This window comes from Sphingomonas sp. GW822-FHT03G08 (assembly GCF_058801135.1).
This window is the reverse complement of sequence record NZ_JBXAMZ010000001.1, coordinates 1,088,793-1,113,875: the sequence shown is the minus strand read 5'-3', so window position 1 is coordinate 1,113,875 and position 25,083 is coordinate 1,088,793. Positions and strand designations below refer to the sequence as shown.

The 25,083-nt window shown below is 67.1% G+C and carries 26 protein-coding genes; 19 read left to right on the top strand and 7 right to left on the bottom strand.

Annotation, left to right across the window (positions count from 1 at the left end; genetic code table 11):
- Positions 1–130: 130 nt before the first annotated feature.
- Positions 131–823 carry a hypothetical protein gene (locus AC1RJ5_RS04940; RefSeq protein ID WP_493112022.1) on the bottom strand — a complete coding sequence of 231 codons (693 nt, stop codon included), beginning with the start codon at positions 821–823 and terminating at the stop codon, positions 131–133.
- Positions 824–1,117: 294 nt separating this feature from the next.
- Here AC1RJ5_RS04940 and AC1RJ5_RS04935 point away from each other — a divergent pair, with 294 nt between their 5' ends.
- From AC1RJ5_RS04935 to AC1RJ5_RS04890, 10 genes are all read left to right on the top strand, one after another.
- A complete protein-coding gene (locus AC1RJ5_RS04935) occupies positions 1,118–1,714 on the top strand; it encodes an XrtA/PEP-CTERM system exopolysaccharide export protein (protein ID WP_409372633.1) in 597 nt (198 codons plus the stop codon).
- Positions 1,715–1,724: 10 nt separating this feature from the next.
- Positions 1,725–3,239 carry an XrtA system polysaccharide chain length determinant gene (locus AC1RJ5_RS04930; protein ID WP_493112020.1) on the top strand — a complete coding sequence of 505 codons (1,515 nt, stop codon included), beginning with the start codon at positions 1,725–1,727 and terminating at the stop codon, positions 3,237–3,239.
- A 337-nt stretch (positions 3,240–3,576) separates the two neighbouring features.
- Positions 3,577–4,416, top strand: a complete 840-nt coding sequence (locus tag AC1RJ5_RS04925) for an AAA family ATPase (protein WP_493112018.1) — start codon at positions 3,577–3,579, stop codon at positions 4,414–4,416.
- Positions 4,413–6,008, top strand: coding sequence for a hypothetical protein (locus AC1RJ5_RS04920; protein ID WP_269574862.1), 1,596 nt, complete (start codon positions 4,413–4,415; stop codon positions 6,006–6,008). The genes AC1RJ5_RS04925 and AC1RJ5_RS04920 overlap by 4 nt, the downstream gene beginning before the upstream one ends.
- A 16-nt stretch (positions 6,009–6,024) precedes the next feature.
- Positions 6,025–7,212, top strand: coding sequence for an XrtA/PEP-CTERM system-associated ATPase (locus AC1RJ5_RS04915; protein ID WP_493112016.1), 1,188 nt, complete (start codon positions 6,025–6,027; stop codon positions 7,210–7,212).
- A gap of 8 nt (positions 7,213–7,220) precedes the next feature.
- Complete coding sequence (locus AC1RJ5_RS04910) at positions 7,221–8,075, top strand: XrtA system polysaccharide deacetylase (protein WP_269576600.1); 855 nt, start codon at positions 7,221–7,223, stop codon at positions 8,073–8,075.
- Positions 8,072–9,145 (top strand): FemAB family XrtA/PEP-CTERM system-associated protein, encoded by a 1,074-nt coding sequence (locus AC1RJ5_RS04905; protein WP_493112014.1) that lies wholly within the window; start codon positions 8,072–8,074, stop codon positions 9,143–9,145. Before AC1RJ5_RS04910 ends, AC1RJ5_RS04905 begins: the two co-directional genes overlap by 4 nt.
- Positions 9,145–10,395 carry a TIGR03087 family PEP-CTERM/XrtA system glycosyltransferase gene (locus AC1RJ5_RS04900; protein ID WP_184167521.1) on the top strand — a complete coding sequence of 417 codons (1,251 nt, stop codon included), beginning with the start codon at positions 9,145–9,147 and terminating at the stop codon, positions 10,393–10,395. The genes AC1RJ5_RS04905 and AC1RJ5_RS04900 overlap by 1 nt, the downstream gene beginning before the upstream one ends.
- A gap of 159 nt (positions 10,396–10,554) precedes the next feature.
- Positions 10,555–12,063 (top strand): exosortase A, encoded by a 1,509-nt coding sequence (gene xrtA / locus AC1RJ5_RS04895; RefSeq protein WP_493112012.1) that lies wholly within the window; start codon positions 10,555–10,557, stop codon positions 12,061–12,063.
- Positions 12,064–12,233: 170 nt separating this feature from the next.
- Positions 12,234–14,126, top strand: a complete 1,893-nt coding sequence (locus AC1RJ5_RS04890; protein ID WP_493112010.1) for an XrtA/PEP-CTERM system amidotransferase — start codon at positions 12,234–12,236, stop codon at positions 14,124–14,126.
- Between the two features lie 110 nt (positions 14,127–14,236).
- Here AC1RJ5_RS04890 and AC1RJ5_RS04885 read toward each other — a convergent pair whose 3' ends face one another.
- The 4 genes from AC1RJ5_RS04885 to AC1RJ5_RS04870 form a co-directional block, all read right to left on the bottom strand.
- Complete coding sequence (locus AC1RJ5_RS04885; protein ID WP_269574867.1) at positions 14,237–14,716, bottom strand: MAPEG family protein; 480 nt, start codon at positions 14,714–14,716, stop codon at positions 14,237–14,239.
- Positions 14,717–14,775: 59 nt separating this feature from the next.
- Positions 14,776–15,357: a TetR/AcrR family transcriptional regulator gene (locus AC1RJ5_RS04880; RefSeq protein WP_493112008.1), complete on the bottom strand. Its 582-nt coding sequence runs from the start codon at positions 15,355–15,357 to the stop codon at positions 14,776–14,778.
- Positions 15,358–15,572: 215 nt separating this feature from the next.
- Positions 15,573–16,658, bottom strand: coding sequence for a 1,9-bis(guanidino)-5-aza-nonane synthase (locus AC1RJ5_RS04875; RefSeq protein ID WP_269574869.1), 1,086 nt, complete (start codon positions 16,656–16,658; stop codon positions 15,573–15,575).
- 166 nt (positions 16,659–16,824) lie between these two features.
- Positions 16,825–18,066, bottom strand: a complete 1,242-nt coding sequence (locus AC1RJ5_RS04870) for a type III PLP-dependent enzyme (RefSeq protein ID WP_269574870.1) — start codon at positions 18,064–18,066, stop codon at positions 16,825–16,827.
- A gap of 153 nt (positions 18,067–18,219) precedes the next feature.
- Between AC1RJ5_RS04870 and AC1RJ5_RS04865 the strand changes: the two genes are divergently transcribed.
- From AC1RJ5_RS04865 to AC1RJ5_RS04840, 6 genes are all read left to right on the top strand, one after another.
- On the top strand, positions 18,220–19,188 hold the full coding sequence (locus tag AC1RJ5_RS04865; RefSeq protein WP_269574871.1) for a threonine ammonia-lyase: 969 nt from the start codon (positions 18,220–18,222) through the stop codon (positions 19,186–19,188).
- A 4-nt stretch (positions 19,189–19,192) separates the two neighbouring features.
- Complete coding sequence (locus AC1RJ5_RS04860) at positions 19,193–19,369, top strand: hypothetical protein (RefSeq protein WP_493112005.1); 177 nt, start codon at positions 19,193–19,195, stop codon at positions 19,367–19,369.
- Complete coding sequence (locus tag AC1RJ5_RS04855) at positions 19,369–19,536, top strand: hypothetical protein (protein WP_493112003.1); 168 nt, start codon at positions 19,369–19,371, stop codon at positions 19,534–19,536. The genes AC1RJ5_RS04860 and AC1RJ5_RS04855 overlap by 1 nt, the downstream gene beginning before the upstream one ends.
- 75 nt (positions 19,537–19,611) lie before the next feature.
- On the top strand, positions 19,612–20,457 hold the full coding sequence (locus AC1RJ5_RS04850; RefSeq protein WP_493112001.1) for an alpha/beta hydrolase: 846 nt from the start codon (positions 19,612–19,614) through the stop codon (positions 20,455–20,457).
- A gap of 38 nt (positions 20,458–20,495) precedes the next feature.
- Positions 20,496–20,705, top strand: a complete 210-nt coding sequence (locus tag AC1RJ5_RS04845; RefSeq protein WP_260396068.1) for a DUF2093 domain-containing protein — start codon at positions 20,496–20,498, stop codon at positions 20,703–20,705.
- A 46-nt stretch (positions 20,706–20,751) separates the two neighbouring features.
- Positions 20,752–21,195 (top strand): hypothetical protein, encoded by a 444-nt coding sequence (locus AC1RJ5_RS04840; protein ID WP_269574875.1) that lies wholly within the window; start codon positions 20,752–20,754, stop codon positions 21,193–21,195.
- 5 nt (positions 21,196–21,200) lie between these two features.
- Here AC1RJ5_RS04840 and AC1RJ5_RS04835 read toward each other — a convergent pair whose 3' ends face one another.
- Positions 21,201–21,857 (bottom strand): alpha/beta hydrolase, encoded by a 657-nt coding sequence (locus AC1RJ5_RS04835; protein ID WP_184167482.1) that lies wholly within the window; start codon positions 21,855–21,857, stop codon positions 21,201–21,203.
- 97 nt (positions 21,858–21,954) lie between these two features.
- Here AC1RJ5_RS04835 and AC1RJ5_RS04830 point away from each other — a divergent pair, with 97 nt between their 5' ends.
- From AC1RJ5_RS04830 to AC1RJ5_RS04820, 3 genes are read left to right on the top strand one after another with little or no spacing between them, the layout of a single operon-like run.
- Positions 21,955–23,031, top strand: a complete 1,077-nt coding sequence (locus AC1RJ5_RS04830; protein WP_493111998.1) for a cysteine desulfurase family protein — start codon at positions 21,955–21,957, stop codon at positions 23,029–23,031.
- Positions 23,028–24,119: a cysteine desulfurase family protein gene (locus AC1RJ5_RS04825; RefSeq protein ID WP_493111996.1), complete on the top strand. Its 1,092-nt coding sequence runs from the start codon at positions 23,028–23,030 to the stop codon at positions 24,117–24,119. The genes AC1RJ5_RS04830 and AC1RJ5_RS04825 overlap by 4 nt, the downstream gene beginning before the upstream one ends.
- Positions 24,116–24,451: a 2Fe-2S iron-sulfur cluster-binding protein gene (locus AC1RJ5_RS04820; RefSeq protein ID WP_493111994.1), complete on the top strand. Its 336-nt coding sequence runs from the start codon at positions 24,116–24,118 to the stop codon at positions 24,449–24,451. The genes AC1RJ5_RS04825 and AC1RJ5_RS04820 overlap by 4 nt, the downstream gene beginning before the upstream one ends.
- Here AC1RJ5_RS04820 and AC1RJ5_RS04815 read toward each other — a convergent pair.
- The gene (locus AC1RJ5_RS04815; RefSeq protein ID WP_269574879.1) at positions 24,448–24,936 is read right to left on the bottom strand and encodes a GNAT family N-acetyltransferase; all 489 of its coding nucleotides are present in this window, start codon (positions 24,934–24,936) and stop codon (positions 24,448–24,450) included. The two genes, AC1RJ5_RS04820 and AC1RJ5_RS04815, sit on opposite strands and share 4 nt — an antisense overlap.
- Positions 24,937–25,083 lie beyond the last annotated feature (147 nt).

Here is a 25,083-nt window from a genome sequence, read left to right as displayed (position 1 = left end):
GATGGGAATTGGTACAAAGGAAAGCTTGGCGAAGGCAAAAGCGGGTTTTCGCGGTGTTGCGTGATAGCAACACACTCGGTCCGATAACGCCCGTCCGCGTGATTGGTTCCGCGATACCGCGGCGCGGCTCTTATGCGTCGGCGATATAGCCGCGCAGGAGGTCTGCGCGATCCTTGGCAGTGAAGCGTCCGGTCCTGATGACCTCCCAGACCACTTCCTGCAGCACCTCGACGCGCTGGCCGTCGCCTTTGAAATCCTTGTCCGCCATGAAGGCGTAGAGCTCGGCAAGACCGGCATGCTGGCTGACCGGCCCGATCGCATATTGGCCGCCGCCCTCGGGAATTTCGCGGTCCTTGTTGAGGCAATAGACGTGCAGCGGGATATTGACGATGTCGGTCGGCTTGCCCTTCTCGTCGAGCAGGCGGCCGGGACCGCCATTGGTGGTCGGCGGGATCCTCAGCACCTGCTGCTCGACCAGCAGGCCGTTCTGGAAGCCTTCCGATGTGCTGACGATGACCAGGCCGGCGGGGAAAATCACGGTGACGGGGGCGCCGGTGCGGTTGCGGACCGGCACGCAGCGCCGGACCATGAGGCCGCTGCCGACGGTTGCCGTCCGCGCCCTGGGGCAATTGCCGTCGTCATCGGCGGGGAACAGCGGGCCAGCGAGCTCGATGCCGGCCGGCAGCGTGAAGGGGGTTCCCTTTGGCGCGCGCTTGTCGGCGCCGAAGCCGGGCGTGGCGGTCTGGGCATGTGCCGGTTGCCCCGCAAAGGCGGCGATGGTGATCGCAAGCGATGCGTGGAAAAGCGATTGCCGAATCTTCATGTGGTTCCTCCCGATAATTCGGCGGTGTCGGGCAGGCTCGCGAGCCGCCAGCACGGGGCGACTGGCGATGACCTGGCTGCGACCGGCATCGCTGTCCCGCCCCGGAACGCGTGCGCAATCGGGATGAATCGATTGCGCACGCCCGACCCCTAACCCGATATTTACCTCTCAAGCGCATAGCTGACCCTGATCCTGCGCGGGTTGCTGTCGAGACGTCGGCGGCTTTCGGCCCGGCAGGAAAAGGAGCTCGGTATGCGTTTCATCGGTTTCGGCAGGACTGTTCTGGCTCTCGGCATGGCGGCTGCGCTTGCCGCGTGCGGCGGCGGCGGGGGCCGTCCGGAACTGCCGCCCGCGGCCGCGGTGGCGGAGCGCGAGGTGCCGAGCGAGGAATATGTCATCGGCCCGATGGACCAGCTCCAGGTATTCGTGTGGCGCAACCCCGAGCTGTCCTCGAAGGTGCAGGTGCGCCCCGACGGCCGGATCACCGTGCCGCTGATCAGCGACATGCCGGCGGTGGGCAAGACCCCCGCGATGCTCGCCGACGACCTGAAATACGCGCTCAGCGAGTATATCAAGGATCCGATCGTCTCGGTGATCGTCGAGAATTTCAACGGCACCTACAGCCAGCAGATCCGCGTCGTCGGTGCGACCGAGAAGCCGGCCTCGATCCCGTATCGCGCCAACATGACCGCGCTCGACGCGATGATCGCGGTGGGCGGGCTCAGCGAGTTCGCATCGGGCAATCGCGCCCGGCTGGTGCGCTACGACCGGCAGACCGGCAAGCAGACCGAATACAAGCTGCGCCTTGGTGCCCTGCTGGGCGGCGACATCAAGGCCAACGTCAAGCTCGAACCGGGCGACGTGATCATCATTCCCAAGAGCATGTTCTGAGGTAGCGCGGGTGGGGAACCTCTACGAAGAACTGCGCGGCGCACTGCACGCGGTCTGGCAACGGCGCTGGATTGCGCTGGCGGTGGCGTGGTGCATCTGCCTGGCCGGCTGGCTGGTCGTGTCGCAGATGCCGAACAAATATGAATCGCGCGCGCGCATCTTCGTGCAGCTGCGCCAGATCATCCCGACCGACGGGACGACCGCGCTCAACCAGCAGAAGGACCTTGACCGGATCCGCCAGACGCTGACCAGCGCAGTGAACCTGGAGAAGGTGGTGCGTGGCACCGACCTGGCGCGGACGGTGGCGACCGACCGCGACGTGGCGGACCGCGTGGCCGGGCTGCAGGCGGCGATCAAGCTGACCGCGCAGCAGGACAATCTGTTCGAGATCACGGTGACGACGCAGAGCGGCAAGCTCGCCAAGCAGATCGCCCAGAAGCTGATCGACATCTTCGTCGAGACCAACCTTTCCGACAATCGCGACCAGTCGAGCCAGTCGCTCGACTTCATGGACCAGCAGCTCGCCGAGCGGCAGAAGCAGCTGCAGGACGCCGACAGCAAGCGTGCCGACTTCCAGGCGAAGTTCCTCGGCTCGCTGCCGGGCACGGGATCGATCGAGGATCGCGTCTCGGCCGCGCGGACGCAGCTGGCGCAGATCCAGGGCGACCTGGCGGCGGCGCAATCGGGTCTCAACGTGGTCAATGCCCAGATGGCGGGCACGCCGGCGAACATCGCGGGTTCGGGCGGCGGCGCGGTCGCCGGGCCGGCACGGGCGCGGCTGCAGGCGATCCAGGGCCAGATCGCCGATGCGCGGGCCAAGGGCTATACCGATAGCCATCCGGACATGATCGCGCTCAAGAACCAGCTGGCGGCGGCGCAGTCCGCCGCTTCGCGCGAGCCGGTGGTGAGTGGTGCGTCGGCGGGGGCTTCCAATCCGGTCTATATCGGCCTGCAGTCGATGCGGGCGGACAAACAGGCGACGGTTGCCGCGCTCATCCAGCGCAAGGCGCAGATCGAAGGCGACCTGAACGCGCTGAGCGCCAAGATGGCGGAAGCGCCGGGCGTCGCGGCCGAGCAGGGCGAGATCGAGCGCCAGTACCAGGTGCTCAAGACCCAATATGACCAGCTGCTCGCCCAGCGCGAGCAGATGAAGATTTCGAGCCAGGCGCAGAATGTCGCCGACGCAGACAAGTTCAACGTCGTCGATCCGCCGACCCAGCCGCGCGCGCCGACCTCGCCCAATCGTCCGTTGTTGCTGACCGGCGTGCTGATCGCCGGGCTGGGCGCGGGCGTGGCCTTCGCGTTTGCGCTGGGCAAGCTGACCGCGACCTTCCCGACCGCCGCCAAGCTGGAAAAGGCGAGCGGCATGCCGGTGATCGGATCGATCGGCGAAGTGGTGACCGCAGCGCAGACCGCGATGCGCCGCAAGAAGCTGACCCTGTTCGCGGGCGGCGTCGCAGCGCTCGGCGTTGCCTATGTCGGGCTGATCGGGGTCGAGTTCCTTCAGCGGGGCATGGGAGCCTGAGATGAATGACCATACGCCCCGCCGCCTGAAGGGATCGCTGCTCGAGCGCGCCGCGCAGGGCTTCCATTATGCGCCCGCGCCGATCGAGGACGTGCCACCCGCACCGGTTTCCAAGGCTGCGCCGAAGCCGCGGGTTGAGGCGCCGCGTGCAGAGGCTCCATCGCCCGCGCCTGCGCCGCAGCCGCGAGTTGAGGCTCCTGTTCTTGTGCCGGCTCCGGTCGTGGCGCCTGCGCCTGCGCCGGTTGCTGGGCCCGTTGTTGTTGCTCCCGAGCCAGTGCCCCAGGCACAGCCGGTCCCCGGCGAAAGCCGGGGCCCCGAGCCCAGCAGCGAGTCGCCCGTGATCCTGGGCCCCGGCCTTCGCCGGGGAGCAGAGATCGCCGAGAGCGCGGTCTCCGAGCCGCAGATTTCGACCGCCCGTACGCGCGATCGCGTCGCCCCGATCGATCGGCGCGTTCTCGAACAGGGCGGGATGCTGATCCCCGGTGGGCCGATCACGCCGCTGGCGGAAGAATTCCGCATGGTGAAGCGCCAGTTGCTGCTCACCGCGCGTGCCGTTGCCGCCAAGGATACCGTCAAGGCCGCCGACCGCGCCCGGATGATCCTGGTCTGCTCGGCCCAGCCGAACGAGGGCAAGACCTTCTGCGCGATCAACCTTGCGCTCTCGATGGCGACCGAGCGTGACGTCGAGGTGCTGCTGGTCGATGCCGATTTCCCGAAGCCTGACGTGCTGCCGCGGCTTGGCCTGCCGAACGGTCCGGGCCTGCTCGATGTGCTCGCCGGTTCGGTGGCCAATGTCGAGGACTGCATCATCGACACCGATGTGCCGCAGCTTTCGGTGTTGCCGGCCGGTGCCCGCTCGATCAGCGATACCGAGCTGCTGGCCAGCGATCGCGCGCGTGCAGTGATCGACGGGCTGGCCGAGGCCAATCCGCGCCGCATCGTGATCTTCGATTCGCCGCCCGCGCTCGCGGCGTCGCCCGCTTCGGTGCTGGCGCTGCATGTCGGGCAGGTGATGCTCGTCGTGCGCGCGGACAAGACCAGCGAGGGCGACCTGCGCCAGGCTGTCAACACGCTGGATGCCTGCGAGCATATCCAGCTCGTGCTCAATTCCGTCTCGTTCCAGCCCGGCGGCCGCCGGTTTGGCAGCTATTACGAATATGGGGAGGAAAGCCGGTGAAGCGGCTTGTCGTTACCGGTGCGGCGCTGCTGGCCGCCACCGCCATCACGCCGGCGAGCGCCCAGCGCGCCCGGATCACGCCCTATGTCGAAGCGAGCCAGGTGGTCGCGGCCGATCTGAACGGCGGCGACGTGCTGACCTACTCGACGCTTGGTGCCGGCATCGATGCGCAGGTGCAGTCCCGCCGCGTCGAGGTGCAGGTGAGCTATCGCTACGAGCACCGGTTCGACTATCAGAACAAGCTCAACAACGATCACACGCATAGCGGCCTCGCGACCGTGAAGGCGGCGGTGGCGCCGGGCCTGTCGATCGAGGCGGGCGGCATCGCCACGCGCACCCGTTCGGACGTCCGTGGTGACGTGCAGACCAGCAATGTCGGCAATTTCAGCAACTCGGCACAGGTCTTCTCGGCCTATGTCGGCCCGAACCTCGCAACGCATCTGGGGCCGATGTTCGTCAACGGCGCCTACCGCTTCGGCTATACCAAGGTGGAAGCGCCGGGTTCGACCGGATTGGCCGCCGGCCAGCCGCGGCTCGATTACTATGACGATTCAAAGGTGCATGTCGCGACCGCCAGCGTCGGCGTGAAGTCGGGCACGGTGCTGCCCGTCGGCATCACGGTGAGCGGCTCGTACACGCGTGAGGACGCCGGCCAGCTCGACCAGCGCTTCGAAGGGAAGTGGGGCCGCGGCGACGTGGTGCTGCCGATCATGCGCGGCCTCGCCCTGGCGGGCGGCGTCGGCTACGAGCAGATCAAGATCAGCCAGCGCGATGCGCTGCTCAACGGTGCCGGCCAGCCGGTGCTCGACGGGGCAGGGCGCTTCCGCACCGATCCCAACTCGCCGCGCCGCATCGCCTATGACCTGGACGGCGTGTTCTGGGATGCCGGCGTGATCTGGAAGCCGAGCCGCCGCACCTTCTTCGAGGCGCGCGTGGGCCGGCGTTACGGCTCGATGAGCTATACCGGCTCGCTCAGCTACCAGCCGACCCCGGGCAGCGGCATCCAGATCGGCGTCTATGACACGGTGCAGACCTTCGGCCAGCAGCTGAACGGCGGGCTCTCCAACCTGCCGACCAGCATCGCGAGCAGTACCGATCCGTTCGGTAACCAGTTCCAGGGCTGCATCTACGGGACGACCAGCGCGGCGACCGGTGGCTGCATGAACGCTGTGCTCGCGTCCGCCACCACCTCCGCCTATCGCGCACGCGGCGTGACCGGCGTGGCGGTGATGGGCCGTGGCGGCACCCGCTTCGGCATCGGCGGCGGCTATGCAAAGCGCGACTTCATCGCGCCGACCGGCGGCACCGGCTTCACCACCAACGGCACCAGCGACACGACCATCTATGGCCAGCTCTTCGCCTCGACCGATGTCGGCGCGAACGGCTCGCTCCAGGGCAGCGTGCTGGGCAGCTATTACAACAGCGACATCCCGGGGAACGACGGCATTTACGGTTGGGGAGCGAATGCCGCCTATACCCATCGCTTCGGACGACTCGGTGCCACGCTTTCGACGGGCATCTTCGGGTTCGAGCGGGATGGCGAAAGCTCGGCCAGCGCACAGGCGCTGCTGGGCCTGCGCTACGGCTTCTAAGGGTCGGGACGGGAACATGTACGACGATCACTATGGATTGACCGGCCGGCCCTTCCAGCTGACCCCCGATCCGAAATTCTGGTTCGACACGGCGACGCACCGCAAGGCGATGGCCTATCTTGGCTATGGACTGAGCCAGGGCGAGGGCTTTGTGGTGATCACCGGCGATCCCGGCGTGGGCAAGACCACGCTGATGGGGCATCTGCTCGGCGAGATCGATCGCGAGCGGCTGAACGTGATCAAGATCGTCTCGACCCAGCTGCGCCCCGAGGACCTGCTGCGCTTCGTCTGCCAGGGGCTGGGGATCGAAAGCTCCGGCCTGAACAAGGCCGAGATGCTGGGCGAGATCGAGCGCGGGCTGCATGCGGTGGCGCGTACCGGGCGGCGCACGCTCGTCGTGGTCGACGAGGCGCAGTCGCTGCCGATCGAGAGCCTGGAGGAGCTGCGCATGCTCTCCAATTTCCAGGCCGGCGGCTATCCGCTGCTGCAGATCTTCCTGCTCGGCCAGCCGGAGTTCCGCGTGACCCTCAGCGATCCGCGGCTCGAGCAGCTGCGCCAGCGCGTGATCGCGATGCATCATCTCGATCCGATGCAGGCCGACGAAGTCGAGCCCTACCTGATCCACCGCCTGTCCTGTGTCGGCTGGCGCGGCAAGCCGCGCTTCACCAATGACGCGGTGGCGGCGATCCATCGCTGGTCGGGCGGCTCGCCGCGCCGGATCAACCAGCTCGCCAGCCGCGTGCTGCTGTTCGGTGCGGTCGAGGAGATGGAGACGTTCGGCGCGAACGAGCTGGCGGCGGTGATCGCCGACCTCAACCAGGATACGCCGCTCTCCACCTATCGCCCGGCGCCGATCGCGACGCCGGCTGCCTTCGCGCCGCCGCCGGTCGAGGCGTTCGCGCCGGTGACTGAGCCGGAACCCTATGAGCTGACCGATGTCGCGCCGATGGGGATGGGTGCGCCGGTGCCGCCGCCGCATCCCACCGACCCGGTGCCGCTGCGCCCGGTCTTCACGGCACCGGCTCCGGTGGCGCCGGTTGCCGACGACACGCTCCAGCGCCGGATCACCGACCTGGAGGCGCAGCTGCGCGACCAGGACGAGGCGCTGCGCCGCGTGCTGGGTCTGCTGGTCGACTGGGTCGAGCAGGGCGATGCGCAGGGCCGCCGCCCTGACCTGTCGGCCGTGCGCGGGAACGTGGCCTGATCGCGATGGTGGTCAACGCGCTCTCGGTCGATGTCGAGGACTGGTTCCAGGTCGGCGCCTTCGAGAACACGATCGCGCGCGACGACTGGGATTCGCTCGAGCACCGGGTGGAAGCGAACACCGACAAGGTGCTGGCGCTGTTCGATGCGGGCGGGGTCAAGGCGACTTTCTTCACGCTGGGCTGGGTGGCGGAACGCTATCCGGCGCTGATCCGCCGCATCGCCGAAGCGGGGCACGAGGTCGCCAGCCATGGCTGGGATCATGCCCGCGTCTTCACCCTCGATCCCGAGCAGTTCCGCGCCGATATCGGCCGGGCGCGCAAGGCGCTCGAGGATGCGAGCGGCTCGAGCGTGACCGGATACCGCGCGCCGAGCTTCTCGATCGATCGCCGCACGCCCTGGGCCCACGAGGTGCTGGCCGAGGAAGGCTATGCCTATTCTTCGAGCGTCGCGCCGGTGAAGCATGACCATTATGGCTGGCACGATGCGCCGCGCGGCGCCTTCTGGCCGGTGCCGGGCGCCGAACTGATCGAGGTGCCGATCACGCTGGCGAGCTTCTTCGGTCGCGAGGTGACCACCGGCGGCGGCTTCTTCCGGCTGCTGCCCGGCGAAGTGACCTATCGCGCGGTGCGCGCCGCCAATGACGCGGCTCGTCCCGCGATCTTCTACTTTCATCCCTGGGAGATCGACCCGGGCCAGCCGCGCGTGCAGGATGCGCCGTTCAAGTCGAAGCTGCGCCACTACAGCCGGTTGGGCGCAATGGCGGGCAAGCTCGAAACGCTGATCGCGGGGCATGAATGGGGCCGGATGGACGCAGTCGCCGCACGCGAGGCGGAGAAGCTGAAGGCGGAGTGCGCCAAGTGAACGCGCCCTTGCTCGCCAAGCCGGTGTCTCTGCGCATCGCGGACCTGGGCGACGAGATCGAGCGCGCGCGGATCGGTGCGTTCGTCCACGATCATCCCGAGGGTACACCCTTCCATCTGCCTGCCTGGAGCATCGGGGTGGCACGGGGCTGCGGGCAGAAGAGCCACTATCTGATCGCCGAGAACGCCAAGGGCGACCTGGCCGGCGTGATGCCGCTGACCGAAATCTATTCGCCGATCTTCGGCAAGGTGCTCGCCTCGGCCGGGTTCGGCGTGGGCGGAGGCATCCTGACGCATGACGCGCGGCTGGTCTCGCAGATGGCGGACGCGGCCTGGATGCTGGCGCAGAAGCGGAAATGCCCGGTGATGGAAGTGCGCGGCGGGCCGCTGCCCGGGCCGGAATGGAGCGTGGACGACACGCGCTACCTGGGTTTCGTGCGCGACCTGGCCGCGGACGATGATGCCGAGCTGCTCGCCATCCCGCGCAAGCAGCGCGCCGAAGTGCGCAAGGCGCTGGAGAACGATCTGGAGATATCGATCGGCTGTAATCCCGACGACATCGCCGCTCATTATGCCGTCTATGCCGAATCGGTCCGCAACCTCGGCACGCCCGTATTTCCCCGGAGTCTTTTTTCCGAGGTTTTGCGGGAATTTGGCAATTCGGCGGACGTGCTTATAGTCCGCCATGGCGGGGTGGCAGTGGCGAGCGTTTTGAGCCTTTACTGGAAGGGGACGGTCTACCCCTATTGGGGCGGCGGCACGCGCGCGGCGCGGGGCCTGCGCGCCAATGACCGCATGTATTTCGAGCTGATGCGCCATGCCCGCGAACGCGGCTGCCAGCGTTTCGACTTCGGCCGTTCGAAGACCGGGACCGGCCCGGCGGCGTTCAAGAAGAACTGGGGCTTCGAGCCGAAGCCGCTGACCTATTACGACCGCATCGCCGAGGGCGCCAAGCCGCGCGATGCGAGCCCGGTGAACCCGAAATATTCGCTGCAGGTGCGCGTCTGGAGCAAGCTGCCCCTGTGGATCGCCAATCGCGCGGGTCCGCTGATCGCGAAGGGCCTTGGCTGATGGGCGATATCCTCTTCCTGGCACACCGCGTGCCTTATCCCCCCGACCGGGGTGACAAGATCCGCGGCTTCCACGTCCTCAAATACCTGTCGACGAAGCAGCGGGTGCATCTGATCGCCTTTGCCGACGATCCTGCCGATCTGAAGCAGAAGGGCGGGCTGACCAAATATACCGGCAACCGCTCGATCGTGTGGCGTGCCAAGTCGCAGATGGTCGCGGGCTTCCAGGCGCTGATGCAGCACCGCCCGGTGTCGCTCACGGCGTTCGACAATGATGCGCTGCGCCAGTCGGTGGAGAATATCCTCCAGCGGCACCGGATTGACACGATCTACGTCTTCTCCAGCCAGATGGCGCAGTATCTGCCGCCGCGGCCGCGCCAGCGCGTGATCATGGATTTCGTCGACATGGATTCGGCGAAGTTCGCGGCTTATGCGAAGAGCTCCAAGGGACCGATGCGCTGGATGCTCGGCCGCGAGGCGCGGATGCTGCTCGCGCATGAGAAGGCGATCGCGCAGCGCGCCGACGCGAACCTGTTCGTCAGCGAGGCGGAGGCGGAGCTGTTCCGCCAGCGGACCGGCGCCGACCGCGTCCATGTGCTTGAGAACGGCATCGACACCGAGTATTTCGACCCCGCATCGACCTTCAAGCGCGTCGATGTGATGGGATCGACGATCGTCTTCACCGGGCAGATGGACTATCGCCCGAACATCGAGGGCGTGACCTGGTTCGTCGAGACGATCCTGCCGCATATCCGCCTGGTCCATCCCGATGCCCGCTTCATCATCGTCGGCCGCAACCCGACCGACGCGGTGAAGGCGCTGGGCAAGCATCCGGGTGTCGCGGTGATCGGCGAAGTGCCGGACGTGCGCGGCTGGCTGGCGCAGGCGGCGGTAGTCGTGGCGCCGCTCAAGCTGGCGCGGGGCATCCAGAACAAGGTGCTGGAAGGCATGGCGATGGCACGGCCGGTGGTGGCCAGCGAGGCCGCCGCGACCGGCATCGACCATGGCGGCACCATCCTGGTCGGCGCCACCGTGGGCGAGATGGCCGAACATGTGACGCGGCTGCTCTCCAACCGGCGCAAGGCGACCGAACTGGGCGAGGCGGCGCGCCAGCGGGTGATCGATCGATACAGCTGGGAAGCGCGGCTGAGCCCGCTCGACGAAGTGCTCGGCCAGCCGTTGCGCCCGGCCAAGGAAGAACGCGTGGCCCGCGTGACCGACGTGCCCAAGAAGCCGCGGCGGGCGGCGTGATTTCCTTCTTCCGTCATCCCCGCGAAGGCGGGGATCCAGAGCCCAAAGCGATGCGCGAAGTAACCCTGGATCCCCGCCTTCGCGGGGATGACGGGATTGGGGTCGCGATGCCGAGGTTTGGTTCTGATGGCTGATGTAGCGATCCCTGCGCAGGCTCCCATGCCCGCCACAGCCAGCTTCGACGCGCGCTGGAAGCGGCATGCCGCCATCCTCGGCGCCGTATGGGTCGCGCTGCTGGCGATCTTCCACCGCGACACCGCCGATCTGGCAACGATCTACTGGACCAACACGACCTTCGGGCATTGCCTGTTCATCACCCCGGTGATCGCCTGGCTGGTATGGCAGCGCCGGCTGGAGCTAAGCGAAGTCGTGCCGCAGGGCTGGTGGCCCGGGCTGGCGATCGTCGCGTGCGGCGGGCTCGGCTGGATGGTCGGCGATGCCGCGGGCGTCGCGCTATTCCGTCATGCGGGGCTCGTGCTGATGCTGCAGGGGGCGGTGGTGAGCGTGCTGGGGCCGAACGTGTCTCGCGCCGTGCTTTTCCCGCTTTGCTACATGGCGTTCCTGGTGCCGTTCGGTGACTTCATGGAAGGGCCGTTGCAGGACATCACGATCACGATGATCATGCCGATGCTCCACGCATTCGGGGTTCCGGCGAGCGTGGACGGGGTGCTGATCACCACCTCCAACGGCTATTTCGAAGTGGCCGAGGCGTGCTCGGGCGCCAAGTTCGTGATCGCGATGATCGCGTTCGGCGTGCTGGTGGCGAATGTCTGCTACGTCTCGTGGCGAAAGCGCGCGGCATTCATGGTCGCGGCGGTCGTCGTGCCGATCCTTGCCAATGGGCTGCGCGCCTTCGGGACGATCTATGCGGCATGGTGGACCTCGGTGGAGGCGGCGACCGGCTTCGACCATATCGTCTATGGCTGGGTATTCTTCGCGCTGGTGATGGCGGCGGTCCTGGCGATCGGCTGGAAATGGTTCGATCGCGATCCCGACGCGCGCTGGTTCGATCCGGCCAAGTTGCAGACGGTGCCGAGCCGCCGGGTGGATGCGCCGATCGCGGCTGTGCTGGTGCTGCTGGTGGCGAGCCTGTTCCTCGGCTGGTCGAGCCTCAACGATGCGCGCGCCTCGAAGCTGCCCGCGCAGATCGCCTTGCCCGACGTGCCGGGCTGGCACCGCGTCCCACCGGCGACACGCGCGGCCTGGTCGCCCAATTTCCCGGGCGCCGATCACATGCTGATCGGGCGCTATGCCGACGACAATGGCCGCAGCGTCGATCTGGCGGTGGCCGTCTATGCGACCCAGCATGAGGGGCGCGAGTTGGTCGGTTTCGGCATCGGTGCGATCCGCGAGAATGACCGCTGGGTGAAGATCGAGGACCTCGGGCCGGTACGCCGCGGCGCCGCGCTGCGGATGACCGGGCCGGGGCGCGTCGAGCGCGAAGTCGTCACCTGGTATCGGATCGGCGGCGTGCTGACCGGCAGCGAGAAGCGGGTGAAGCTGGAGACGCTCAAGACCAAGCTGCTCGGCGGCAACCAGTCCGGCGTGGCGGTACTGCTCTCGGCCGAGCAGGGCAGTGAGAATGGCGCACACGCTGCTATCCAGGATTTCCTGGGTGCGATGGGGCCGGTGGAGGGGCTGGCCGATCGCATGACGGGCACGCGCTGATTTCCTTGGCTTCCACCCGTGCTATTCCCCTCCCTGCAAGGGAGGGGCTAGGGGTGGGTGGCGTCTTGGCGATACGGCTGCCGCGTGATGGCGTCACCGTATCGTGTGCAAGGACCCACCCCCGACCCCTCCCTTCCAGGGAGGGGAGTGAAATGAGGAATCTTCGCTGAATGTGCGGCATCGCCGGCCTTTACTATCCCGCGCTGGCCAAGCCTGTGGACCCCGCGCGCATCGTGCAGATGACCGATGCGCTGGTGCATCGCGGGCCGGACGGATCGGGCGTGTGGGTCACTGCCGGCGTGGGGCTGGGGCATCGGCGCCTGGCAATCATCGATCTGGAAGGCGGCGTGCAGCCGATGGCGACGCCGGACCAGGGCGTGGTCGTCACCTACAATGGCGAGATCTACAATTTCCAGGAGGTCCGCGCCGAGCTGGAAGCCAAGGGCGCGCGCTTCGCCACCGACAGCGATACCGAGGTACTGCTGCACGGCTGGCGCGCCTGGGGGCCGCGGATGCTGGAGCGACTGAACGGCATGTTTGCCTTCGCGCTCTACGACGCCCGGACGCAGAGCCTGTTCCTGGCGCGCGACCGGTTCGGCGTGAAGCCGCTCCATTATGCAGAGCTGTCGGACGGGGCGGTGGCCTTTGCCTCGGAGCTGAAGGGGCTACTGGCGCATCCGCTGTTCCGCCGCACGCCCGATTTCAAGGCGGTCGAGGATTATCTGGGACTCGGCTACGTGCCCGACGACGCCTCGATCCTGAGCGGCGTGAAGAAGTTGCCCGCCGGGCATTTCCTGCTGCTCGAACGCGGCAAGCCGGTGCCGGCGCCGCAGCGCTGGTGGGATATCGACTTCTCGAAGCGCGCGACCGGCAAGGTCCGTGATCTCGAGGCCGAACTGCTCGACATGATGCGCAGCGCGGTGCGCTCGCGGATGATTGCCGACGTGCCCCTGGGGGCGTTCCTCTCGGGCGGCGTCGACAGCTCGGCGGTCGTCGCGCTGATGGCCGAGGCGAGCAAGACGGCGGTGAAGACCTGCACGATCGGCTTCGACGAGGCCGACCATGACGAGACCGCCTATGCGCAGATGGTCGCGGAGCGCTTCGCCACCGCGCACCAGGCGCGCAAGGTCGCGTCGGACGATTTCGCACTGATCGACACGCTGGTCCATGCGTTCGACGAGCCCTTTGCCGATGCCTCGGCGCTGCCGACCTACCGGGTGTGCGAGCTGGCGCGCGAGAGCGTGACCGTGGCGCTGTCGGGCGATGGAGCGGACGAGGCGCTGGCGGGGTATCGCCGCTACAAGTTCTTCGCGGCTGAGGAGCGGATGCGGGGGCTGCTGCCGCAGGAGCTGCGCACCAGCCTGTTCGGCACGTTGGGGCGGCTCTATCCCAAGGCCGACTGGGCGCCGCGGCCGTTTCGCGCCAAGACCACCTTCCTGGCGCTCGCCGAGAATGGCGAGCAGGCCTATCCCAAGGCAGTGGGTGTTACCGGGCCGGCACTGCGGGCCGCGCTCTACAGCGATGCAATGAAGAAGGCGCTGGCCGGGCATACCGCCGAACAGCGCTATACCGACACGATGCGCCAGGCGCCGGCGCGCGATGGGCTCGACCGGGCGCAATATGCCGATATCCAGCACTGGCTGCCGGGCGACATCCTGACCAAGGTCGATCGCGCCAGCATGGCGGTGAGCCTGGAAGCGCGCGAGCCCTTGCTCGATTATCGGCTGGTCCAGTTCATGGCGACGCTGCCGCCATCGCTGCGGATCCGGGCAGGGCAAGGCAAGTGGCTGATGAAGAAGGCGCTGGAGCCCTATCTGCCCAAGGACGTGCTCTACCGGCCCAAGATGGGCTTTGTGACCCCGATCAGCGCCTGGTTCCGCAAGGCGCTGGCGGATGAAGCTGCGGCGCTGGGGCGCTCGAAGCTGCTCCAGAGCACAGGCTGGTTCGACCTGCATGCGATCGAGCGGCTGGCGGCGGACCATAAGGCAGGCCGTGCCGAGCATGGCCGGACGCTGTGGCAGTTGCTGATGCTTGAGCGCAGCCTGAGTAGGCTATTCGCCTAGTTGTTCCCGTCATGCTGAACTTGTTTCAGCATCCAAGGTGCGACCAGCGACGGTGTCGCCCGGGGAAGGTTGCCCCTTAAACAAGTTCAGGGTGACGGTGCTGGCCAAGCCTAGCGATCCACCACCATCGCCGTTGTCTCGATCGGGGTAGGGGCAGAGTGATCCATCACGATCGCGATGCCGGCGTGCAGGGTCAGCGCCGCCAGCGCCAGGGTGGAGAGCAGGAACAGCGCGAAGCGCGTCGAAACCTTGTTGAAGGTCGCCTGCACCAGGCTGTGGGCGATGCGAAGGATCACATAGGCCCAGGCAAGCCACAGGTTGATGCCCTCGCCCCGATCGAGCAGCGCGAGCGTGAGCGCGATGGCGTAGAACAGGGTCGGCTGCTCGTGGAGATGGTTGTAGTTGTGGGCCTTCCACTGCGCTTCGGCGGGCAGGATCTTGTCCGCGTCCGAGCCCTTGGAGCCGATCAGCTTGCCGAGATCGACGCCAGCCTTGCTCATCGCGGGGATGCGCAGGACCAGCATCCAGGCCAGCATCACCAGGGTCCAGGCGACAAGCGCCACCACTGGCACGAGAATTTCGCTGTGCATTGCAGTCCCCCTCCACTGCGTTGTGCGGGGAGGCTGCCGGAAACCTTCCGGGAACGCAACTAAACCGGAGCGAGCAGGCTTTCGAACAGCAGGTGCGTCGCGCGGCGGAGCGCGGCCTCGTCCTGCGCGGGCCAGACGGCGTTGCGGCAGAGCACGCCCATCACATGCGCCTGGGCGAGCCAGCCCACTGCTTCCGCATCGGCATCGGCGCGCGCCTTGCCGGCGGCGACCAGGCTGTGCACCGCGGCTTCGATCGCCATGCGCAGGCGCTCGAGATTGGCGGTGTTGCGTTCGCGCAGCCCCAGGTCACTGGCGCTGGCGGCCGTGATCTCGATGCCGAAACGGGCGTTGGCGGGGGGCAGGGCAGGGGCGATCTGGCGCTCGAACACGGAATCGGCGAGCGCGGCGATGCTGCTGTCGTCCACCGGGCCAAGCTCGGCGGAGAGCATGTCGGTCACTGCGTGGATCAGCGCCTCGCGGCTCGGGAAGTGGCTGTAGAAGGCACCCTTGCTGATCCCGGCCTGCGCGCAGACATCATCCACCGAAGTGGCGAGCAGACCGCGTTCGAAAAGGCAGTGCGCGGCGGCCTGGAGGATGTGCATGCGCCGCTTGGCTGCGGTCGCTTCGGTCAGACGGGGCATTCAACTCTCACTGATACGTCAACCATGAGACTGCAACCCGATTGATGCCCCCATGTTGCAGCGCGCGGTTGGTTGGCAAGGCATGGGCTCCACTATTCCCGGCGTGGGACAGGTTGATCGCGGCTTGAGCCCTCCGACCCTTCGCTCGCCGGCAAAAGAAAAGGGCGGCCGGGGATGTCCCGGCCGCCCTGTTTCGTTGCGATCCGCGGAAAGGATCAGGCGAACAGCTTCGCCCAGCCGCGCTTCACGCGCTCGCGCCAGTGGCCGCGGTGATAGGCGTCCGACGCCAGCAGCGGCATGACCGAGCCCGCTTCCGCGAACACCATCTGCTCGATGCCGGTGTTGACCTTGCCCCACGAGGCGGCTTCCTGAAGGGTCGAGGACGAGCAGGCGCCGTCACGCACGTCGGCGACGGTGATCTGCACGGCGTACTTGTGCACCTCGACATCGTCATGGCCGAGAATCTCGGCGCAGACGACGGTGTCCTGGATGAAGTTCTTCGGCACGCCGCCGCCGATCATCAGCAGGCCGGTGGTGCCCGCCTGGATCTTGATCTCGGTCAGTTCGCGGAAGTCGGCGATCGCGTCGAGCAGCAGGTAGGGCTTGCCTTCCTTGGCGCGGTCCACCTGGTGCTTGACCAGGCCGAAGCCGGCCGACGAGTCGACGAACGCCGGGCAGAAGATCGGCACGTCATGCTCATAGGCGAGCTTGACCAGGCTGTTGTCCTTCTTGCCGTTCTCGACGAGATACTTGCCCATCTCGCGGATGAACGCGCGGCTCGAATAGGCCTTGGGCTCGAGCGTCTCGGCGATCTCGAAGATCGTGTGGTCGACGTTCTGGAGCGCTTCCTCGTCGATGTAGGTGTCGTAGATGCGGTCGATGTAAAGCGAGCGCAGCGTGTCGTCGTCGGGGATCTCGAGCGCCTGATAGTGCTTGTGGCCGAGGCCCTCGAAGAAATCCATGTCGACGATGGTGGCGCCGGTGGCGACGATCACGTCGACCATGTTGTTGCGCACCAGCTCCGCATAGAGGTCCATGCAGCCGCCGGCCGAGGTCGAACCGGCGATCACCAGGACGACGGTGCAGTCCTTGTCGGCCAGCATCTCGTTGTAGATCTTGGTGGCGCGTCCGAGGTCGCGGCTGGTGAAGCTCATATCGGCCATCGCGTCGACGATCGGGCGCGCATCGAACGACGTGATGTCGATGTGCTTGACCTGCTTCGACAGCAGCTCCGCCTTGCGGGTGTCGTTGATCGGGGCGTTGGCGCTCGCCTGCTTGTTGAGCGTGTTGGTGTCCGTCATGGGGTTGCTCCCATCTTTCTTGGCCGCCGTCATTTCGAAAAGGGGACGCGGAAACCCAAAGCATTCGTCACCCCGGCCCTGAGCCGGGGTCCCGCTTATCGACGCCTGTAAAGGCAGCGGGACCCCGGCTCAAGGCCGGGGCGACGTGGTAGTAGCGTGTGTTGCGTTACAGCTTGACGACGTTCCACGCCGGCTGGCGTTCCGCGAGCTCGACATACATCGAGGCCATCGGTTCGTCCGCCACGACAACGGTCGCGTCGGTGCCGAAGCCGTTGAACGCGGTGCGCATCGCTGAGCCATAGGCGCCGAGCATGCCGATCTCGAAATAGTCGCCCGCGCGGGTATCCGCCGGCAGAAGGAACGGGCCCTTCATGTAATCGAGATCGTCGCAGGTCGGGCCGTAGAAGCTGAACTCGACGTCCTTGGCGTTCGATTCCGGTTCGCGCAGCAGCTCGACCGGGAACTTCCAGTCGATATGCGCGGCGTCGAACAGCGCGCCATAGGCGCCGTCGTTGATGTACAGCTCCGCGCCGCGGCGACGCTCCACGCGCACCACGATCGAGCTGTACTCGGCGCACAGCGCACGGCCCGGCTCGGCCCAGAGCTCGGCCGAATAGGAGATCGGCAAGCTCTCGAACGCGCGGTGGATCGTCTCGAAATAGGCTTCGAGCGGCGGCGGGGTCATGCCCGGATAGACCGAGGGGAAGCCGCCGCCGACGTCGATCACGTCCACGGTGACCGCCGACTCGATGATCGCCTGGCGCACGCGCTCCATCGCGTTCGAATAGGCTTCCGGCGACATGGCCTGCGACCCGACATGGAAGCAGATGCCCAGCGCGTCGGCGACCTGGCGGGTCTCGAACAGCAGCTTGGCGGCTTCACCCGGGCCGGCGCCGAACTTCGACGCGAGGCTCAGCTTCGAATGGTCCGACGAGACGCGCAGGCGCACGCAGAGCGTCAGGTCGCTCGCGGTCACGCCGTCGCGGCTGGTGGCGCGGACGATCTTCTCCAGCTCCTCAAGGCTGTCGAGCGAGAAGGTGCGGACGCCATGGGTGAAGTACGCCTCTTCGATCGCTTCCTCGGCCTTGACCGGATGCATGAAGCAGAGCGTGGCTTCGGGCAGCGTGCGGGCGACCAGGCGAACTTCGCCGATCGACGCCACATCATAGGTGGTGATGCCGTTTTCCCACAGGATCTGCAGCAGTTCGGGCGAAGGGTTCGCCTTTACCGCATACATGGCCTTGCCCGGGAACTTCTCGACGAAGAACCGTGCGGCCCGTGCCGCAGCATGCGGACGGACGAGCGTGACCGGCTGAACCGGACCCTGCTTAGCGATGTCGATGCCGGTGACGTTGATGCCGGCGGTCGAAAGGGGTGCTAACCCCAGCGCGCGATGATGCTGGTGCAACTCAAGGGACCTCCAAGTGCCTTACGGCGATCGTTGACAATTGCTGCCTTGCGGTTGGAAGTCCCATGGGGCAGCGGGAGAGCGGCACATAAGGACGTTGGTCCGGTGTGTAAAGCGATTCGCGCGTCCGGATTTTTACGGCGGGGGTGAAGTGTGACGATTGTGCGACAGCCAACGCGGGCCGGGGTCCGGGATGCCGCTGCCAAGGTTGCTGGGATCCTGCCGCAAACCCCTTTGTTCGTTCAGGAAATTCGGGGCGTGCCGGTGTGCTTCAAGGCTGAGTGCCTGCAGCCGATCGGCGCGTTCAAGATCCGCGGCGCATGGCATCGACTGAGCGCATTGGATGATGATGCGCGCGAGAAGGGCGTGGTCGCCTTTTCCTCCGGAAACCATGCCCAGGGCGTCGCCTGGGCGGCGAAGAAGCTGGGTATCCCGGCGGTGATCGTGATGCCGGCCGACGCGCCGAAGGTGAAGCGGGACGCGACGCTGGCGATGGGGGCCGAAGTGGTCTCCTATGACCGGATGACCGAGAGCCGCGAGAAGATCGCCGCGCATCTTGCCCATGCGCGGGGTGCCACCCTGGTGCCGAGCTTCGACGATCCCTGGATCATCGAGGGGCAGGGGAGTGCCGGCATCGAGGCGATGACCCAGATTGTCGAGGCACGGCTGCCCGATCCCGCCAATGTCATCGTGCCGTGCGGCGGTGGCGGGCTGGCGGCCGGCCTGGCGCTGGCGCTGCCCGATTCCGAGATCATCGTGGTCGAGCCCGAGGGCTGGGACGACATGACCCGCAGCCTGGAGGCGGGCTGGATCGAACCGGTGGGCGAAAATCCTCCGCCGACCGCTTGTGACGCGCTGCAGACCACGCGCGTCTCGCCGTTGACCTTCGACGTGCTGTCGCGGCGCGGCGCCACCGGTCTTGCCGTTAGTGAGGCCGAGATCCGGACAGCGCAGCGCTGGGCGGCGGCGAAGCTGCGCGTGGTGGTGGAGCCGGGCGGCGCGGTGGCACTGGCGGCATTGCTGGCGGGCAAGGTCGATGTGAAGCCGGGCTTGCTCGTGATCCTTTCCGGCGGCAATGCCGATCCCGATGCCTATGCCCAAGTCCTTGCCGGGAAAGACTGACCCCGTGTCCAACCGCTTCGGAGCCGTGATCGCCAATGTGATGAGCGTCGGCGCGCGCGGGCTCGGCTATTTCCTCTGGGGCCTGCTGCGGATCATCTATCGCGGCGACCTGAAGATGATCGCGCTTTTCAGCGGTGTGATCGGGGCGATAGTGCTGGTGATCTGGCTGCTCGTCCGCTGATGCTGAACCCGGCGCTCGAACCACTCTGGCTGAGTATCGCGGTGATCGCGATGGGCCTGCTCGTATGGGGCGGGTGGAGGCAGTTCCGTGCCGACCGGACCAAGGCGATCCTGATGTGGATCTGCGCGCTGGTGATTCTGGGCAACCTGCTGATCCTGCGCGCCTGAAATCTCGTGCGGGACCGAAGGGTTTCGCGGGGCGCACCGTTAGACAGGTCGATTTGGTTCTATCCGAGGTGGCCGATGCGAAAGTCCCTTTTCCTGTTTCCCCTGTTACTGCTCGCCGCTGCGCCCGCGCTTTCGCAATCGGTGCCGGCGCGCGAGATCGCCTATGGCGCGGCGGAGCTGCAGAAGCTCGATTTCTACAAGGGTGCGAAGGCAGATGCGCCGCTGGTGGTGTTCATCCATGGCGGCGGCTGGAAGCGCGGTGACAAGGGCAACGCCACGGGCGCGGAGAAGGTGGCGCATTTCACCGGGCGCGGCTTCGCCTTCGCCAGCATCAACTATCGGCTGGTGCCCGGTGCGACCGTGGAGCAGCAGGCGCAGGATGTCGCCGATGGGCTGGCATACCTGGTGCAGCATACCCGTGAACTCGGCTTTGATCCCGGCAGGGTGGTGGTGATGGGACATAGCGCCGGTGCGCATCTCGCGGCGCTGGTCGCCACCGATCCGCGTTACCTGCAAAAGGCGGGCTGGGGGCTAGACCGGATCGCCGGTGTCGTGCTGCTCGACGGCGCCGCCTATGACGTGCCGCGCCAGATGGACGAGGGGCCGCGGGTGATGGGCAAGACCTATCAGGCGGCGTTCGGCAGCGATCCGGCCCGCCAGCGGGCGCTGTCGCCGACGCTGCAGGCCGCGGCACCCAATGCACGGGACTTCCTGATCCTCCATGTGCAGCGCGAGGACGGCACCCGCCAGTCCGAAGCGCTGGGGCGTGCGCTCAAGGCGGCGGGGGCACGGGTGACGGTGCAGGGTTTTGAGGGGCGCGGGCTGCGCGGCCATATGCAGATCAACCGCCAGCTTGGTGACCCCGGCTACCCCGCAACCGCGGTGGTGGATCGCTGGATCGATGCGGTACTGGCGCGCTGAGCATTGGCGAGCGGGCCATCAACCCCTAGATGGGCTGCATGTCTCCTATCGCCGAACTCCATTACGACGCGTCCGATTTCGACGTGATCCGTCCGGGCACCCATGTCGTCTGCGCCGTCAGCGGCGAACCGATCCCGCTCGATCGGCTCAAATATTGGAGCGCCGAGTTCCAGGAAGCCTATCGCGGCGCGCATGAGGCGACGGCGGCGATCCTCGCGGGCGGAGCGAAGAACCTCAAGAAGGACTGACGGCCGCCGCATTTCAGGTTAGCCTCCCGCGAAATAGGGGGCAAAGATGCGGCTGAGCGATCTCAAGTGCAGCGGGCCGGCGTGGCTGTTCGGCTGGGCAACGGCGGTGTTCCTGCCGGGACTGTTGATCGCCTTCGAGCGACATGGGCTGGATCGGCTGCCGGCAAAGACGTGGCAGATGGGTGACGATATCGGGCCGGTGGCCAAGCTGCTGCTCGGCGCGCTGCTGATCCTCTGCTTCTGGCTGGCGACGCGTATCCGGATCGGGCAGCTGAGCTTGCGGGCGGCGCTGGGCGCGCTTGCGGCGATGCTGCTCACGCTGGGGCTGGTCCCGGCGGCATATTCGCGTGGTTTCGGAATCGGGCTTACCGGCGCCCGTTTCGATCCGGCGGTGCTTCCCTGGTACGCGGTGGGAGCGGTGGCGGCCGGACTGGTCTTCGCGCTGTCGCTGACGCGGTGCCGGGCGCGGAGCTCAGCCCCGCGCCCGTGAAATGCTCAGCGGATCGGCGAGTTGGGGTCGAGCCGCATGTCCAGATACTTGTCCACGCTCTTCATCAGATCGTCCATCTCGTGCTCGAAGAAGTGGTTCGCGCCCGGGATGGTGTCGTGATGGATGGTGATGTGCTTCTGGGTGCGCAGCTTGTCGACCAGCTTCTGGACGGCACCCGGCGTGACCACTTCGTCATTCTCGCCCTGGATGATGATGCCCGAGGACGGGCAGGGGGCGAGGAAGGTGAAGTCGAACATGTTCGCCGGCGGGGCGACCGAGATGAAGCCGCGAATCTCCGGACGGCGCATCAGCAGCTGCATGCCGATCCAGGCGCCGAAGCCGAAGCCGGCGACCCAGGTCGAGCTGGCTTCCGGGTGGAAGCTCTGCACCCAGTCGAGCGCCGAGGCGGCGTCGGACAGTTCGCCGATGCCGTTGTCGAACGTGCCCTGGCTCTTGCCGACCCCGCGGAAATTGAAGCGGAGCGTCGCGAAGCCGCGGCGCTGGAAGGTCTTGTAGAGTTCCTGGACGATGCGGTTGTTCATCGTGCCGCCCGCATTGGGATGCGGGTGGAGGATCATGGCGACCGGCGCGCGCGGCTTGGGCGCGGGTGCGAAACGGCCTTCGAGGCGCCCTTCGGGGCCGGGGAAAATGACTTCGGGCAAGGCGTGTCCCTGTAGAATTTGAGGCGCGCAGTGGAGCGCGGTGAGTTGGGCGCTATATAGGCACCGCGCTGCTTTACGCAATTATTACGAGAGCAACTTGGCCGAGCGAATCTATCTGGATCATGCCGCGACTACCCCGATGCTGGCCGAGGCAATGGCGGCGGTTGAGGCGGGAATGCGCCATTGGGCCAATCCCAGCTCCCCCCATGCCGAAGGCAGGGCTGCCCGTGCCGCGCTGGAAAAGGCGCGGGCCGAGGTCGCGGCCGCCTATGGCTGGGCGCATGAGCTGGTGTTCACCGGCGGCGCGAGCGAATCGCTGCACATGGCGCTTACGCGGTCGATGGCCGAGCGGCGGCTGATCAGCGCGGTCGAGCATGATTCGGTGCTGCGCCATTCGGAAGGCGCGCAGGTGCTGCCGGTGGATGGCAACGGCGTGCTGAGGCTCGATGCGCTGGAGGCGGCGCTGGCCCAAGGCCCGCGCGCACTGGTCGGCGTGCAGCGGACCAACAGCGAGACCGGCGTCATCCAGCCGATCGAGGCGATCGCGGGGATCGTGCACGCTGCGGGCGGGATATTGCTGGTCGACGCGGCGCAGATGCCGGTACGGGCATCGGCGGCGGTGCTGCGCCATGCCGACCTAGTCGCGGTCTCCGCCCACAAGCGCGGCGGGCCGCCCGGCATCGGTGCCTTGCTGGTCCGTGACTTCGGCACGCTGCTGCCGATGGGCGGACAGGAAAAGGGCTACCGCGCGGGGACCGAAAATCTTCCCGGCGCGCTCGGCTATGCGGCGGCGGTATCCCTGCCCGAGGATCTGGAGCGGATGGCCGGGCTCCGCACCCGGCTCGAGGCGGCGATCCTGGAAGAGGGCGGGAAAGTCGTTGGTGCTGCGGCCTCGCGCAGTCCGATGATCGGCGCCTACCGGATGCCCGGCGTCTCCTCCGCGGCGCAGCTGATCCGCTTCGACATGGCCGGCATCTCGGTCTCGGCCGGCAGCGCCTGTTCCTCGGGCAGCATGCGGCCCAGCCATGTGCTCTCGGCGATGGGCTGGGAGGAGCCCGCGTTGCGCGAAGTGGTGCGGGTCAGTTTCGGGCGCGGGACGACCGAAGCCGAGGTGAATGCCTTCACGACGCTCTGGCGTCAGATCGCGATCGAGGCCAGAACCAGAGCGGCATGACCTATCTCGATTATCAGGCGACCACGCCGCTCGCCCCCGAGGCACTGGCCGCGATGCTGCCGCTGCTGGAGGGCAATTTCGCCAATCCGCATTCCGCACATGCGCCGGGCCGCGCGGCGAAGGCGGCGGTGGAAGTGGCACGCGACGATGTCGCCGGGCTGCTGCCGCCGGGCGGGGCGGTGAGCTTCACCAGCGGCGCGACCGAAGCGCTCAACTGGGCGATCAAGGGCACGACTGGCGGGATCGTGACGATCGCCACCGAACATGCCGCGGTGCTCGACACGGTGGCGGCCGAGGCGCGCAAGGGCAGGGACGCGACCGTGCTGCCCGTGGGCCCCGAAGGGCTGGTCGACCTCGCCGCCGCGCGGGAGGCTATCAAGCCGGGCGTCGGCCTGGTCGCGGCGATGCTGGTCAACAACGAGATCGGGGTGATCCAGCCGATCGAGGAACTGGCGCATCTCGCCCACCAGGCAGGTGCCTTGTTCCTGTGCGATGCGGTGCAGGGCTATGGCCGGGTGCTGATCCCCGATGGCTGCGACCTGATCGCGGTCTCGGCGCACAAGATCCACGGGCCCAAGGGCGTGGGCGCTCTGTGGATCCGTGACGGCGTGACGCTGGAGCCGCTGCTGCATGGCGGCGGGCAGGAGCCGGCTGGGCGCTCCGGCACGCTGTCGCCAGCGCTGTGCGCGGGGTTCGGGGCGGCGGCACGAGTGGCCAAGCAGCGTTTCGGCGCCGATCACGCGCATGCCGAGCAGCTCTATCGCGCCGCGCTCAACCGGATCGCGGGCGACTGGATCCTGAACGGCGCGCGGGAGGACCGCTATCCGGGCAATCTCAACCTGCGCCATGACGGACTCGACGTCGCGCGGCTGATCTCGGACCTGCGCGATATTGCCTTCTCCGCCGGCTCGGCCTGCGCCAGCGGTTCCGGACGCCCCAGCCATGTGCTGCAGGCGATCGGGCTGAGCGATGCACAGGCGCGCTCGAGCATCCGCATCGGCTATGGCCGCTACACCAGCGAGGACGAGTTGATGGGCGCGATCGACCGGATCGTTTCTGCCGCCCGCGCGCAGAGCCGCGCGGCATGATCCGCGTCACCTTTGTCAGCGCCGATGGCATCGACCGGCATGAGGTCCAGGCCGAAGAAGGGCTCCGCCTGCTCGAGGTCGCGCAGAATGACGGGCAGCCGCTGGAGGGCACCTGCGAGGGGCAGATGGCCTGCTCGACCTGCCATGTGATCGTCGATCCCGAACACTTCGCCCGGCTGCCCCGTGCCGCCGAAGAGGAAGAGGATATGCTCGATCTCGCAGTGGGCGCGGTGCGCACCAGCCGGCTCGCCTGCCAGATCCTGCTCACGCCGGAGATGGACGGGCTGGTGGTGCGGATGCCCACCGGGCACCGCGACATGCAGGGGCGCTAGAGCGTCAGCGCGTAGAAGCGCGTGTCCACCATCATCCGGGGGAAGGTGGGCGGCAGCAGTGTGTGGTCGATCAGCGCGAAGCCGTTTCGGGCGTAGAAGCGATGCGCGGCGAGGAAGCGATCGGTGGTGCCCAGATAGATGCGGGACAGCTGCAGCGCGCGGGCATGCGCCAGCAGCGTATCGAGCAGTGCCCTTGCCAGGCCCCGCGCGCCGCGATGTTCGGGATGGATGAACATCTTGCGCAGGGCGCCCGCGCCGTCGCCGATGTCCCTGAGCGCGATCGTGCCGACCACTTCGCCGTCCGCGGTCTCGGCGACCCAGAAATCGCCTGAGTCGCGCTGGTAGAATTCGGGGATCTCCTGGAGATCGGGCTGGTCCTCGGCGGTGATCGCGATCCCGAACTCCTCATTCTGGATCGATACGATCAGCGTGGCCACGCCGTCCTGGTCGGCGGGTTCGAAACGCCGGATTTTCACCTTGTCCATTCGCGCCGGCTAGCATCTCGGGGCCGGGGAAGCGACCATGCAGGGCCCTGTCGCCAGATTTTACACACTCCAGCAATGCGCCAGACATTCAGCCCGGCGCAATCCGTCCTGTTTCAGGATCGCACATGGAACCGAAACGATCGTTCC

Coding starts and splice junctions, on each gene's coding strand:
- AC1RJ5_RS04940 (WP_493112022.1), bottom strand. CDS start 823: ATGAAGATTCGGCAATCGCTTTTCCACGCATCGCTTGCGATCACCATC.
- AC1RJ5_RS04935 (WP_409372633.1), top strand. CDS start 1,118: ATGGCGGCTGCGCTTGCCGCGTGCGGCGGCGGCGGGGGCCGTCCGGAA.
- AC1RJ5_RS04915 (WP_493112016.1), top strand. CDS start 6,025: ATGTACGACGATCACTATGGATTGACCGGCCGGCCCTTCCAGCTGACC.
- AC1RJ5_RS04900 (WP_184167521.1), top strand. CDS start 9,145: ATGGGCGATATCCTCTTCCTGGCACACCGCGTGCCTTATCCCCCCGAC.
- xrtA (WP_493112012.1), top strand. CDS start 10,555: ATGCCCGCCACAGCCAGCTTCGACGCGCGCTGGAAGCGGCATGCCGCC.
- AC1RJ5_RS04890 (WP_493112010.1), top strand. CDS start 12,234: ATGTGCGGCATCGCCGGCCTTTACTATCCCGCGCTGGCCAAGCCTGTG.
- AC1RJ5_RS04885 (WP_269574867.1), bottom strand. CDS start 14,716: ATGCACAGCGAAATTCTCGTGCCAGTGGTGGCGCTTGTCGCCTGGACC.
- AC1RJ5_RS04880 (WP_493112008.1), bottom strand. CDS start 15,357: ATGCCCCGTCTGACCGAAGCGACCGCAGCCAAGCGGCGCATGCACATC.
- AC1RJ5_RS04875 (WP_269574869.1), bottom strand. CDS start 16,658: ATGACGGACACCAACACGCTCAACAAGCAGGCGAGCGCCAACGCCCCG.
- AC1RJ5_RS04855 (WP_493112003.1), top strand. CDS start 19,369: ATGCTGAACCCGGCGCTCGAACCACTCTGGCTGAGTATCGCGGTGATC.
- AC1RJ5_RS04850 (WP_493112001.1), top strand. CDS start 19,612: ATGCGAAAGTCCCTTTTCCTGTTTCCCCTGTTACTGCTCGCCGCTGCG.
- AC1RJ5_RS04845 (WP_260396068.1), top strand. CDS start 20,496: ATGTCTCCTATCGCCGAACTCCATTACGACGCGTCCGATTTCGACGTG.
- AC1RJ5_RS04840 (WP_269574875.1), top strand. CDS start 20,752: ATGCGGCTGAGCGATCTCAAGTGCAGCGGGCCGGCGTGGCTGTTCGGC.
- AC1RJ5_RS04825 (WP_493111996.1), top strand. CDS start 23,028: ATGACCTATCTCGATTATCAGGCGACCACGCCGCTCGCCCCCGAGGCA.
- AC1RJ5_RS04820 (WP_493111994.1), top strand. CDS start 24,116: ATGATCCGCGTCACCTTTGTCAGCGCCGATGGCATCGACCGGCATGAG.
- AC1RJ5_RS04815 (WP_269574879.1), bottom strand. CDS start 24,936: ATGGACAAGGTGAAAATCCGGCGTTTCGAACCCGCCGACCAGGACGGC.